1 protein-coding gene is annotated in these 300 nt (G+C 71.7%); it reads left to right on the top strand.

The window, feature by feature from the left end; all coding sequences use genetic code 11:
• Positions 1-106: 106 nt before the first annotated feature.
• Positions 107-300: hypothetical protein (locus E6G06_22370; GenBank protein TML84802.1), on the top strand; the 194-nt coding region annotated here is incomplete at its 3' end.

Raw genomic sequence — 300 nt, 5'->3', positions numbered from 1 at the left:
CGAGACCGACGCCAAGCTCGATCGCCTGCTCGATCTCTTGCGCCACCCCGTGCGGAACGTCGGAGCGGCCGCGAAGCGCCGGATCTCCGAGTAGGTCGCTCCCCGCGTGCGCGTCGTCGTCGTCTCGGCCCACTACCCTCCAAACTTCGTCAGCGGAGGAACCGTGGCCGCACAGCGCTTGGCGCGCGGCCTGCGCGAGCGTGGGCACGACGTGAGCGTGTATGCGGGCCGGCTCGACGCCGGCCGCACGCCGCTCTCGACCTGGGAGGAGATCGACGAGGTCGGCCTCGCCGTCAGGTG

The sequence above is a fragment of the Actinomycetota bacterium genome (assembly GCA_005888325.1).
Classification (GTDB): Bacteria; Actinomycetota; Acidimicrobiia; order Acidimicrobiales; family AC-14; genus AC-14.
The sequence above is the reverse complement of the archived record's forward strand: the minus strand, read 5'-3'. Positions and strand labels throughout refer to the sequence as shown.